General features: G+C 70.6%; 11 protein-coding genes. 6 read left to right on the top strand and 5 right to left on the bottom strand.

Annotated features, from left to right (window positions below; all coding sequences use genetic code 11):
• Nucleotides 1–35 precede the first annotated feature (35 nt).
• On the bottom strand, nucleotides 36–737 hold the full coding sequence (locus tag OH807_RS21520; RefSeq protein WP_406201322.1) for a PadR family transcriptional regulator: 702 nt from the start codon (nucleotides 735–737) through the stop codon (nucleotides 36–38).
• Between the two features lie 353 nt (nucleotides 738–1090).
• On the opposite strand from OH807_RS21520, the gene OH807_RS21525 reads away from it, so the two are divergent.
• The gene (locus OH807_RS21525; protein ID WP_406201325.1) at nucleotides 1091–3715 is read left to right on the top strand and encodes a transglycosylase domain-containing protein; all 2625 of its coding nucleotides are present in this window, start codon (nucleotides 1091–1093) and stop codon (nucleotides 3713–3715) included.
• Nucleotides 3716–3907: 192 nt separating this feature from the next.
• Nucleotides 3908–5503 carry a glycosyltransferase family 87 protein gene (locus OH807_RS21530; protein WP_406201328.1) on the top strand — a complete coding sequence of 532 codons (1596 nt, stop codon included), beginning with the start codon at nucleotides 3908–3910 and terminating at the stop codon, nucleotides 5501–5503.
• A gap of 6 nt (nucleotides 5504–5509) precedes the next feature.
• On the opposite strand, the gene OH807_RS21535 is transcribed toward OH807_RS21530, so the two are convergent.
• The 3 genes from OH807_RS21535 to OH807_RS21545 all read right to left on the bottom strand — a co-directional run bounded on the left by OH807_RS21535 (nucleotide 5510) and on the right by OH807_RS21545 (nucleotide 8235).
• Nucleotides 5510–6544: an alanine racemase gene (locus tag OH807_RS21535; protein ID WP_406201331.1), complete on the bottom strand. Its 1035-nt coding sequence runs from the start codon at nucleotides 6542–6544 to the stop codon at nucleotides 5510–5512.
• Between the two features lie 55 nt (nucleotides 6545–6599).
• A complete protein-coding gene (locus OH807_RS21540) occupies nucleotides 6600–7718 on the bottom strand; it encodes a lipid II:glycine glycyltransferase FemX (RefSeq protein WP_406201333.1) in 1119 nt (372 codons plus the stop codon).
• A gap of 217 nt (nucleotides 7719–7935) precedes the next feature.
• Nucleotides 7936–8235 carry a hypothetical protein gene (locus tag OH807_RS21545; RefSeq protein WP_406201336.1) on the bottom strand — a complete coding sequence of 100 codons (300 nt, stop codon included), beginning with the start codon at nucleotides 8233–8235 and terminating at the stop codon, nucleotides 7936–7938.
• A 300-nt stretch (nucleotides 8236–8535) separates the two neighbouring features.
• On the opposite strand from OH807_RS21545, the gene rpsF reads away from it, so the two are divergent.
• From rpsF to rplI, 4 genes are all read left to right on the top strand, one after another.
• Entirely contained in the window at nucleotides 8536–8826 is a 291-nt protein-coding gene (rpsF, locus tag OH807_RS21550) for a 30S ribosomal protein S6 (RefSeq protein ID WP_406201339.1), read from the top strand.
• Between the two features lie 96 nt (nucleotides 8827–8922).
• Entirely contained in the window at nucleotides 8923–9525 is a 603-nt protein-coding gene (locus tag OH807_RS21555; protein ID WP_406201341.1) for a single-stranded DNA-binding protein, read from the top strand.
• Between the two features lie 79 nt (nucleotides 9526–9604).
• A complete protein-coding gene (rpsR, locus tag OH807_RS21560) occupies nucleotides 9605–9841 on the top strand; it encodes a 30S ribosomal protein S18 (RefSeq protein WP_030304537.1) in 237 nt (78 codons plus the stop codon).
• A gap of 17 nt (nucleotides 9842–9858) precedes the next feature.
• Complete coding sequence (rplI, locus tag OH807_RS21565; RefSeq protein ID WP_406201344.1) at nucleotides 9859–10305, top strand: 50S ribosomal protein L9; 447 nt, start codon at nucleotides 9859–9861, stop codon at nucleotides 10303–10305.
• Between the two features lie 125 nt (nucleotides 10306–10430).
• Here the strand turns inward: rplI and OH807_RS21570 are convergent, their stop codons facing one another.
• Entirely contained in the window at nucleotides 10431–11759 is a 1329-nt protein-coding gene (locus OH807_RS21570; RefSeq protein WP_406201347.1) for an MATE family efflux transporter, read from the bottom strand.
• Nucleotides 11760–12139 lie beyond the last annotated feature (380 nt).

The following is a 12139-nucleotide window of genomic DNA, read 5'->3' on the forward strand; positions in this document are numbered from 1 at the left end:
CCACTCCTGCCGCGTGGCACAGGGCTGACGCGGTGTCAGCGCTCCTGGGCGGAGCGCCCCGGGCGGTCGTACGGTGGCCCGGGCGGATCCGGGGATCCGGCCTCCTGGCCACGGCCGTCCGAAGTCTTTTCGGGTACTGCGGTGCCCGGTCCGCCGGCGGCCGGGCCGGTGCGGCCGGTGCGGTTGGCCCGCTCGGTCTCGATCAGCTCGTTGAGCCACCGGACCTCGCGCTCGACCGACTCCAGGCCGTGCCGCTGCAGTTCGACGGTGTAGTCGTCGAACCGCTCGCGTGCTCTGGCGAGCGAGTTGCGCATCCGCTCCAGGCGCTCCTCCAGCCGGCTGCGGCGCCCCTCCAGGACGCGCATGCGCACGGCCCGGTCGGTCTGGCCGAAGAACGCGAAGTGGACGCCGAAGTGCTCGTCCTCCCAGGCGTCGGGGCCGGAGTCGGCGAGCAGCTCCTCGAAGCGCTCCTTGCCCTCCGGGGAGAGCCGGTAGACGATCTTGGACCGCTTGCCGTTGAGCGCGGTGGCCGGGACGTACTCGACGTCCGGGTTGTCCTCGACCAGGAAACCCTGGGCCACCAGGCTCTTCAGGCAGGGGTAGAGCGTTCCGTAGGAGAACGCGCGGAACGAGCCGAGCAGGACGTTGAGCCGCTTGCGCAGCTCGTACCCGTGCATCGGGGCATCGTGGAGCAGGCCGAGAACGGCGAACTCCAGCACTCCTGAGCGCCTGCTCACTGCTGTCGTCCTCCTTCCTCGCGACCAGGTCCACGGCCTGCCGTCTCCGGCAGTATGCCGTGCCGATGTATCGGCTCGATATATCGAGAACAGTAAACCGGGGCCCCCGGTCGAGCAAGGGGGGCACGCGTGAATGTGATCACAAGGCGACGCGCGGGTGTGCTTGGCAACGGGCGTGTAATGATCTGCTGCCCTTTTGCGGGCATTGGTACCTGATGCCCGATTAGTTGCATTTCAGGGCTGCGTACGCTGTCGCGTGTGCACGAGGACCACCTCCGGGGTTAGGGCGGTTACGGGCATCGGACGTGAACCCTGCCTTCAGGCTCGACCGCCTGGCGAGGAGTAGCTGGAACATGAGCGAACGACGGCGCAGGTCGGCCAACGGCGGTGGGCAGCCCCCCGGTGACGACGGCCTGCCGAGCGGAAGCGGAGGCGACGAGCTCAGCTCGGACGGCATCCGGCGACGGCGCCTCCCGGGCAACCGGGAGACCGCTCAGCAACCCCGGATGACCCGCGCCGAGCTGCGCAAGGCCGGCCAGAAGGGCGGCGGCCGACGCGGCGACGCCCCGGGCGGAGCCGCCCCGGGCGGCAAGCCCGGCAAGAAGCGGTTCATCGACTACCCGCGCTTCGGCAAGCAGGGCTTCCGTCGCTGGGTGCCGTCCTGGCGGCTCTGGCTGAGCTCGTTCCTCATCCTCTTCGCGGCCTGCGTCGGCGGCGTGTTCTACCTCTACGAGACCACCACGATCCCGCCGTTGAAGGATCTGGTGAACGAGCAGAACAACATCTACTACTGGGCCGACGGCACGGAGATGACCCGCAAGGGCGAGACCAACCGTCAGATCATCGAGCTCAAGGACATCAACCCCAACCTGCAGAACGCGGTCATCGCGGCGGAGAACGAGACCTTCCGCACGGACAGCGGCGTCGACCCGATGGGCATGCTGCGCGCGGTCTACAACATGGCCAAGGGCGGTCAGACGCAGGGCGCCTCGACGATCACCCAGCAGTACGTGAAGAACGCCTACCTGAGCCAGGAGCAGACCCTGGACCGCAAGGTGAAGGAGTTCTTCATCACGCTGAAGCTCAATCAGGACTCCACCAAGGAGGACATCCTGAAGGGCTACCTGAACACCAGCTGGTTCGGCCGGGGCACCGGCGCCCAGGCCGCCGCGCAGGCGTACTACGGCGTCGACGCGAAGGACCTGAACCTCTGCCAGAGCGCGATGCTGGCCGGTCTGCTCAAGGGCGCGGGGCTCTACGACCCGAGCATCAAGGGCAACCAGGAGCGCGCCGAGGGCCGCTGGAAGTGGATCCTCCAGCGGATGGTGGAGACCAAGAACACCACCGCGGAGGAGGCTGCCAAGTGCACGGCCTTCCCCGAGCCGATCAAGCCCGTCCCGGCATCCAACATGAACGGCCAGATCAGCTACCTGGTCGACGTCGCCAACAAGTACGTCGTCTCCAAGGACCCCTCGCTCAGCCTCCAGGCGCTGGACAAGGGCGGCTTCAAGATCTACACGACCTTCGAGAAGGACAAGGTCGAGGCCCTCAAGAAGGCCGTGGACGACGTCAAGGCCGAGACGCTCAACGTGCAGAAGCGCCCCGACAAGGACAACTGGGTGCAGTTCGGCGCGGCCAGCATCAGGCCCGGCGACGGCGCGCTGGTGGCGATCTACGGCGGTGACGGCGTGGAGAACCAGCACTTCGACAACAACGCCGACGCCCAGGGCGTCCAGGTCGGCTCGACCTTCAAGCCCTTCGTGCTCGCCACCGCGATGCAGGTGGGCGTCCAGACCCAGAAGGACGACAGCGGCAAGCCCAAGCGGATCAACGCGGACAGCCGCTACCTCTCCGACGACATGTCCGAGATCCGCAAGCCCGACGGCTCGCTGGTGATCGGCGACGACGGCAAGCCCTACCGGCAGAAGAACGAGGACAGCGGCAAGCGCGGCTACGTCTCGCTGCGGTCGGCCATGCAGTGGTCGTACAACGTGCCCTTCGTCCAGCTGAACCAGGACGTCGGCGGCCAGAACGTGGCCAACATCGCCGAGCAGATGGGCGTCCGCAAGGAGAGCTTCGCCGACCCGAAGACCCCGACCTTCGCGCTCGGCACCTCGACCATCAGCCCGATCCGGATGGCCGACGCCTACGCGACCCTCGCGGCCAGCGGCAAGCAGGCCGACCCGTACTCGGTGACCAAGGTCGAGTGGAAGGGCGCGGCCCGCCCGGCCTTCGCCAAGGTGGAGCCGAAGCAGGCGCTGGAGCCCGCCGTCGCCGACAACGTCACCGACGTGCTGGTGAACGTGGCGAAGAACGGTACCGGCTCCAAGAGCAACGCGCTGGGCCGCCCGGTGGCCGGCAAGACCGGTACCACCGACCAGAACAAGTCGGCCTGGTGGGTCGGCTACACCCCGCAGCTGTCCACCAGCGTCGCGATGTGGCGCGAGGACCCGGCCAAGCACGAGCGGCTCTCGCTCAACGGCACCGGCGGCAAGGACTCGGTGCACGGTGGTGACACCCCGACCGACGTCTTCACCCGGTACATGAAGGCGGCGCTGGCCAACGAGAAGAAGATGGACTTCCCGACCCCGCAGCCGGTCGGCAGCCAGGTCGACTCGTCCGGCGCACCGAGCACGGCGACCGCGACGCCCACGCCCACGGCGACCGAGACGATGGCCACCACCGCCCCGGACCCGGGCGTTCCGCAGCAGCCGGTCCCGACCCAGACCCAGGGCCCGGCCTGCGTGCCCGGAGTGGACTGCCCGGGCACGGTGCCCACCACGCCGCCGCCGACCAAGCCCCACCCGACCGGTGGCGGCGGTGGCGGCTCCTCTCCCACCTGCCTGATCCCCGCCCTGTGCGGGTCCTCCCAGCCGACGCCGAGCTCGACGGCCACCGATCCGGTCAGCCCGACCGGCAAGCCGACCAGGCCGGGCACCTCGCCCTCGCCGACCGGCGGAGCACAGGCGGCGCCCTGACCCGGGTGCCCTGACCCGGGTGCCCTGACCCGGGTGCCCTGACCCGGCGCCCCGGTGCGAGCGCGTGAACGGCGGTGGCGGTCCTCCTCGGAGGGCCGCCACCGCCGTTTCGTCACGATTGGCCGGACCGGGCCGAAAGCCGCCCAGGGGGCCTCCTCGTCCAGCACGGACGGGTGCGGCAGGATGTCCGGCATGACGTCGAGCGCTCGTGACGAATCCGCCGGCCGGATCGGGCCCGTAGAGGCCTCCGGACCGGCCCCGGAGGCACCCGCCGCCGTGGTGGCCGCGCCCGCGCCCCCGGCCAACACCGTGGTCGTCCCGGCGGACGAGGACCCGGTCGCGGCGGCCGGCAGTGAGGTGATCGGCGGCCCGCCCGGCCGGCGCGCCCTGCTGGGCGTCTCCTGGTGGATCCCGGCGCGCTTCCTGGCCCTGGTGGTCATCCTGGTCTCGGCGCTGGGCATGGCGCAGAAGCTGCCCTGCTACAACGAGGCCTGGTTCCAGCCGGGGTCGCCGCAGTACATCCACGCCTGTTACAGCGACATCCCGCACCTGTTCTCGGGGCGCGGCTTCTCGGCCGGACTGCACCCGTACGTGGACCGGATCCCGGGCAGCACCGGCGATCTCCAGTACCTGGAATACCCCGTGCTGACCGGCCTCTTCATGCAGGTCGCGGCCTGGCTGACGCCCGGCGGCGGCACCACCCAGAGCCAGGAGCAGTGGTTCTGGGCGATCAACGCGGGCCTCCTGATGGCCTGCGCGGTGGTCGCCGTGGTGGCCGTCTCCCGGACGCACCGGCGCCGCCCCTGGGACGCCCTGCTGTTCGCGCTCGCCCCCGGCCTGCTGCTCAACTCCACCGTCAACTGGGACCTGCTGGCGGTGGCCCTGGCCGCCGTCGCGATGGCCTGGTGGGCCGGCTCGCGGCCGTTCTGGGCCGGCGTCTTCATCGGCCTGGCCACCGCCGCCAAGCTCTACCCGCTGCTGCTGCTCGGCCCGCTGCTGCTGCTCGGCTGGCGGGCCGGGAAGTGGCGCGAGTTCCGGACGGTGCTGGGCGGCGCGGTCGGTGCCTGGCTGCTGGTCAACCTGCCGATCATGGTGGCCAACTGGCAGGGCTGGTCGACCTTCTACGTGTTCAGCAAGCACCGCAAGGAGGACTACGGCTCGTTCTGGCTGATCCTCATGCAGACCCGTGGCGTGGCGCTGGACAACCTCGACGTCCTCATCGCGGCGCTGATGGTGCTCAGCTGCGCGGGGATCGGCTGGCTCGCCCTCGCGGCGCCCCGCCGGCCGCGGGTCGCCCAGCTGGCCTTCCTGGTGGTGGCCGCGTTCGTCCTGGTCAACAAGGTGTACTCGCCGCAGTACGTGCTCTGGCTGATCCCGCTCGCGGTGCTGGCCCGGCCGCGCTGGCGGGACTTCCTGGTCTGGCAGGCCTGCGAGGTGCTCTACACCCTGGGCATCTGGTCGCACCTGGGCTTCGTCACCGGGCCCAAGCAGCACGGGATCGGCGATTCCTGGTACGACTTCGCGATCGCGCTGCACCTGCTCGGCACGCTCTACCTGGTCGCCCTGGTGGTCCGGGACATCCTCCTCCCGGAGCGCGACCCGGTGCGCTGGGACGGCAGCGACGACCCGTCCGGAGGGGTGCTCGACCGGGCCCCGGACGTCTTCGTGCTCGGCACCGCCCGTCGGCTGCGCGAGGAGGCGACCTACGCCGGATACGCGCCGGCCGGCCCGGAGCAGTGGCTCGACGAGCCGCACGCGCCGGAACCGGCCGGGAGCACCAGGCCGTAGCGGCGGCTAGCGGTCCACCACCCGGTCGAAGTGGGTGGTGGTGTGCCGGACCTGGAGGGTCAGCTCGTCGCCGACCACCGGCGGCTTGGTCTCGTTGTCCAGCAGGAGCAGCGAGACCTGCATGTGCGGCGGCTCGGCGAACCAGAGCTGCTTGCCGGCCCAGTTGAACGGCGACTTGGTCTTGTTGACCGTCGCCAGGCCGGCCCGGGCGATCCCCTTGGCCCGCGAGGACATGCCCTGCACGTACTTGGGCGCCTCCAGGCCGATGCCGTGCGCGGTGCCACCGGCGACCACCAGCAGGTGGCCGTCGGTGGGCGCCGGGTGCTGGCGGTAGCCGTAGCGGTCGCCCTTGGCCACCGGGGTGACGTCCAGCACCGTCGCCCGGACCTCCAGCGCGCCGTGGTCGCCGAGCCAGAGCCGGGTGCCGATCCGGGCCCGGAAGACGGTCTCCGGGTAGCGCTGGGCCAGCTGCTCCATGCCCGCCGCACCGAGGTGACTGACGAACACGGTGTGCACCGGCACCCCGGCGGCCCGGGCGGTGTCCACCCAGTGGGCGACCTCCTCGACCGGGCTGGAGCCGTCCGGCCGGTCCATCGGCAGGTGCAGGGCCAGGCCCTCGAAGGAGATGCCGTCCAGCTCGGCGGCGACCGTCGTCAGGTCGGCGGCCGAGACGCCGTGCCGGCGCATGGTGGTCATGCACTCCAGGACGACCCGGGCGCCGCGCAGCGCGCGCAGCCCGTCGAGGTTCGCCACCGTCCGGATCACCCGGGCGTGCGGCAGCGGCAGGACCTCCTCGCCGACCCGGTACGGGGTGAGCACCAGCAGCTCGCCGCCGTACCAGTCGGCCGCGTCGGCGGCCTCGTAGGCGGTGCCGACCGCCAGCATGCCGGTGCCGAGCAGGGTCGCCTCCTCGGCGAGCCGGTGGTTGCCCAGGCCGTAGCCGTTGCCCTTCGCCACCGGCACCAGGCCGGGGAACTCGGCCAGCACGGAGCGCTGGTGGGTGCGCCAGCGTTCGGTGTCGAGGTAGAGCGACAGCGTCATCGGGTCATCTCCAGGGGGTGTCGGTCACGGCGGGGCGGGCGGCTCGGCGGGCGGCTCAGCGGCGCGACATGTAGAGGTCGAGTGCCTTGTGCAGCAGCTTGTTGAGCGGGAAGTCCCACTCGCCGAGGTACTCGGCGGCCTGGCCGCCGGTGCCGACCTTGAACTGGATCAGGCCGAACAGGTGGTCGTTCTCGTCCAGCGTGTCGGAGATGCCGCGCAGGTCGTAGACCCCGCCGCCGAGCGCGTACGAGTCGCGCATCATCCGCCACTGGATCGCGTTGGACGGCTTGACCTCGCGCTTGTGGTTGGCCGAGGCGCCGTAGGAGTACCAGACGTGCTCGCCGACCACCAGCATCGTGGTCGCGGCCAGCGGCTCGCCCTCGTGGTAGGCGATGTAGAGCCGCATGCGGTTCGGGTCCTCGGCGGTGAGCGCCTTCCACATCCGCTGGAAGTACGCCAGCGGGCGCGGGGTGAACCGGTCGCGCTCGGCGGTCACCAGGTACAGCTGGTGGAAGATCGGCAGCTCGTCGTAGCCGCCCTGGACCACCTCGACGCCGCTCTTCTCGGCCTTCTTGATGTTGCGGCGCCAGAGCTGGTTGAAGCCCTTCTGGATGTCGTCCAGCGAGCGGTTGGCCAGCGGCACCTGGAAGACGTAGCGCGGCTGGACGTCGCCGAAGCCGGCGCCGCCGTCCTCGCCCTGCAGCCAGCCGGCCTTGCGCAGCCGGTCGGCCACCTCGAAGGCGCGCGGCTCGTACCAGTCGGCCTCGATGTCGCGCAGGCGCTTGGCCTGCTTGGCGGCGATCGCCTCCTTGATGGTCGGCGCGTTCCAGCGCCGGATCACCACCGGCGGGCCCATCTTCACCGAGAAGGCGCCCTGCGACTTCAGGTGCGCCAGCATCGGGGACAGCCAGCGGTCGAGGTCGCGGTCGAACCAGTCGATCACCGGGCCCTCGGGCAGGTAGGCCAGGTAGCGCTTGAGCTTCGGCAGCTGCCGGTAGAGCACCAGGCCGGCGCCGACGATCTGGTTCGAGTCGTCGATCCAGCCGATCGACTCCGAACGCCACTCGGCCTTCACATCACCCCAGGACGGCACCTGCATGTGGCTCGCCGAGGCGCGGCTCCTGATGAAGGCGAGGTGCTCCTCGCGGGTGATCGTCCTCAGGCGCAGGCTCATGCTCGGTGCTCCTCGTCGGTCGGGCTCGGTGGGCCCCAGGTTCTCGGGGTGACTTTATCGCCCGGGGCCCGGTCGGCCGCGGGCACGGCAGCGCCCCCGTCGCGTACCCGTCTCCTGGAGGTAGGTACGCGGCGGGGGCGCCGAGGGTTCCTGACGGGGCTGCCGGGGCGACCGGCGGGGCCTTCCGTCAGCTCCGGTGCCGGACGGGCCGGGGGGGTCAGCCCCAGAGCCCGCCGCGGGCGATGCCGAGGTAGAAGCCGAACGCCGAGGCGCCGAGTGCGATCACCATGACGAACCGCTCGGCCGTGGTGACGGAGATGAACTGTCCCCAGAGACCGGTGACGATGCCGAGGAGCCCGCTCCACGAGCTCAGCAGATGGAGGTTGTGGAAGAACGAGGTCGTGAAGGCCAGCAGGCCCAGCACGACGGTGATGCCGACCAGCGCGTTCTCGCGGGGGTGCCGGTGGCCGTCGGTGTTCAGGGTGAGGGCGGGGAGCCGGTGGATGGACTGGGCCATGAATCCCACCTCCTGGCGGGGAGACGAACGAGCAGGAAACCCGTTCCGTCCAGATTGCGGCGGTTGGGTCGTGGATCACAACCCCTATGCGTTTTGTTCGGCCGTCCGAGTGCAGGTAGGCTGTGCCATCTGCACTGGTGTAGTTGTGCCCCCTTGTGCCCTCTTCCGGGCCGGCGGGGCCCGAGTGTCGGACCCGACCACTACGGTGGCCGGTGTCGTCACTACTCCGGTGCCGACGCTGCACAACCCTCCTGCCACGGAGAGACCGTGGCCGCTGAGTCCAAAGGAGGTGGGTTACTCATGCGTCACTACGAGCTGATGGTCATCCTCGACCCCTCGGTCGAGGAGCGCGCTGTCGCCCCCCTGATCGAGAACTTCCTCACCGTCGTCCGCAACGGCGGCGGCAAGGTGGAGAAGATCGACACCTGGGGCCGTCGTCGTCTGGCTTACGAGATCAACAAGCAGTCCGAGGGCATCTACTCGGTCATCGACCTCAAGGCCACGCCTGAGGTCGTCAAGGAGCTCGACCGCCAGCTTGGCCTGAGCGAGTCGGTTCTGCGGACCAAGGTCCTGCGCCCGGACACCCACTGAGTCACCGCTGAGACCTTCGGGTCTCGGGTGGCTCGCGTCCGCTGTTTCACGTGAAACAGCGGTGAACGGAACTCTTCCGGAGAGGTCATCACCACCATGGCAGGCGAGACCGTCATCACCCTCGTCGGCAATCTCGTCGACGACCCCGAGCTGCGCTTCACCCCGTCGGGTGCGGCGGTCGCGAAGTTCCGCATCGCGTCCACTCCCCGCACCTTCGACCGTCAGACGAACGAGTGGAAGGACGGCGAGAGCCTCTTCCTCACGTGCAACGTCTGGCGTCAGCCGGCGGAGAACGTGGCCGAGTCGCTGCAGCGCGGCATGCGCGTCATCGTGCAGGGCCGACTGCGCCAGCGGTCTTACGAGACCAAGGAAGGCGAGAAGCGGACGGTCTTCGAGGTCGAGGTCGACGAGGTGGGCCCGAGCCTGCGTTCGGCGACCGCGAAGGTCACCCGGGCCAACCGGTCCGGTGCTCCCGGCGGCGGCAGCTTCGGCGGCGGCCAGCAGGGCGGCGGCGGCCAGGGTGGTAACTGGGGCGGCGGTGGCGGTCAGCAGGGCGGCGGCTGGAGTGGAAACTCCGGCGGCCAGTCCGGCCCGTCCGACGACCCCTGGGCCTCCAGCGCTCCCTCTGGTGGAAACCAGGGTGGCGGCAGCTGGGGCGCCCCGTCCGGTGGCGGCTTCACGGAAGAGCCCCCGTTCTAAGAGCTGACAGATTTCGTGCGGCCCGGCGGCCGGCGTCGCGAGACGCCTGCCGGGCCGTGAACCCCAAATGGAGCGCACAATGGCGAAGCCGCCTGCTCGCAAGCCGAAGAAGAAGGTTTGCGTCTTCTGCAAGGACAAGGTCAACTACGTTGACTACAAGGACACGAACCTGCTGCGGAAGTTCATCTCCGACCGTGGCAAGATCCGTGCCCGCCGGGTCACCGGCAACTGCACCCAGCACCAGCGCGACGTCGCCACGGCCGTGAAGAACAGCCGTGAGATGGCGCTGCTGCCCTACACCAGCACCGCGCGCTAAGAGAGGGTGACCGAATAATGAAGATCATCCTCACTCACGAGGTGCCGGGTCTCGGCTCTGCCGGCGAGGTCGTCGAGGTCAAGGACGGCTACGCCCGCAACTTCCTGGTCCCGCGTGGCTTCGCCATCCGCTGGACCAAGGGTGGCCAGAAGGACGTCGACGCCATCCGTCGCGCCCGCAAGATCCACGAGATCCAGACCCTTGAGGCCGCCAACGAGGTCAAGGGCAAGCTGGAGGGCGTCCAGGTCAAGCTGGCCGTTCGTTCCGGCGAGGCCGGCCGCCTGTTCGGCTCGGTCACCCAGGCCGACGTCGTGGAGGCCATCAAGGCCGCCGGCGGCCCGGCCGTGGACAAGCGCGCCGTCGCGATCGGCTCGCCGATCAAGACCGTGGGCACCCACAAGGTCTCGGTCAAGCTGCACGCCGACGTCCAGGCCAACCTCGACGTCGCCGTCGTCGCTGCCTGAGCTCCGTAGCAGTGGCCCGAGGGCCGGTCTCCCCACTCGGGGAGGCCGGCCCTCGGTCGTTTCGGGGCCGCGGCCGGCCGGTGGACGCCCCCCGGCCGGGAGCCGGGAGCCGGGGGGCGTCCGGCTCAGGCCCGGACGGCTCCCGTCACCAGCCAGCGGCCGCCGCGGGCCCGCAGGGCCAGGAAGCCCCCGCGGACCAGCATGAACAGGTTCATCGCCCACCAGAGCCCGGCGAGCCCGGTGCCGCTCGCCGGCACGGCCAGGGCCACCGGGGCGAACACGGCCAGCGTGCCGACCATCGCCCAGGCCAGGAACGGCCCGTCGCCGGCGCCCATCAGCACGCCGTCCAGCACGAACACCAGGCCGGCGACCGGCTGGCAGAGCGCGAGCAGCAGCAGGACGGTGTCGAGCTGGGCCCGGACCGTCGGGTCCGGGGTGAACAGCGGTACGTACAGCGGCCGGGCCAGCACCACCAGCAGGCCGAGCACCAGGCCGGCGCCGACCCCCCACTCGATCATCCGCCGGGTCGCCGCCCGGGCGCCGGGTACGTCCTCGGCGCCCAGGTACCGGCCGATGATGGCCTGTCCGGCGATCGCGACGGCGTCCAGGGCGAAGGCGATGAACAGGAAGACGGTCATCGCGATCTGGTGCGCGGCTATTTCGTCGTCGCCCAGCCCGGCGGCCACCGCGGTGGCGATCATCAGGATCGCCCGCAGGCTCAGGGTGCGGACCATCAGCGGGCCGCCGGCCTTCGCGCAGGCCCGGATGCCGGCCGGGTCGGGCCGGAGCGAGGCGCGCTCGCGGCGGGCCCCGCGCACCACCACGACCAGGTAGGCGGCGGCCATCCCGGTCTGCGCGAGCACGGTGCCCCAGGCCGAGCCGGCCACGCCGAGCCCGGCGCCGTACACCAGGCCGACGTTCAGCCCGAGGTTGGCGGCGAAGCCGGCGACGGCCACCACCAGCGGCGTGCGGGTGTCCTGGAGGCCGCGCAGCACGCCGGTGGCGGCCATCACCATCAGCATCGCCGGGATGCCCAGCGCGCTGATCCGCAGGTACGTCACGGCGTACGGCGCGGCGGTGGCCGAGGCGCCCAGGACGTCGGCCGCCCAGGGGGCCAGCAGCAGGGTCAGGGCGACCACGCCGGTGGAGAGCGCCAGGGCCAGCCAGATGCCGTCGAGGCCCTGCTGGACGGCGGCCCGGCGGTCGCCGGCACCGATCCGGCGGGCGACCGCGGCCGTGGTGGCGTAGGCGAGGAAGACGAAGACCCCGGTGGCGGTGGTGAGGGCGGCCGAGGCGACGCCGACGCCGGCCAGTTGCGGCGTGCCGAGGTGGCCCACGATGGCCGAGTCGGCCATCAGGAACAGCGGCTCGGCGACCAGGGCGCCGAAGGCCGGGACGGCGAGGGCGAGGATCTCCCGGTCGTGCCGGCGGCGGGCGGTGGAGGGGGCGGTCATGGGGTCAAGGCTACTCATCCACAGGTAATGGCTGCCAGTGGGTTAGGGGTATTACTCGCAATCGTGAGCGACAGCCGTGCCGCGGTCTGTGTCCACGGCCACTCGGCTGTGTGTGAAGAATTTCTCATGCACAGCCCCACGGAGAGGTAATCCCAGGTCAGTAGGTTGACGGTGGATCGATGGTCTGGTTATCCACAGGGCTTTCCACAGGGGCGTCCACAGGATTGCGGCAGTTCTCCACAGTCGGGGCCCCGTCATCCACACCCCCTGTGGATAACCGCCTTGGCTGAAGGGCGTCCGGCGCCTTAGCGTGGGCCCTCCGTCCGACACTCCCATCCGCCGCGACGCCCGATTTGTCGGTGCGGTGGCGTAGAAATGCG

The organism is Kitasatospora sp. NBC_01560 (assembly GCF_045208415.1).
Lineage (GTDB): Bacteria > Actinomycetota > Actinomycetes > Streptomycetales > Streptomycetaceae > Kitasatospora.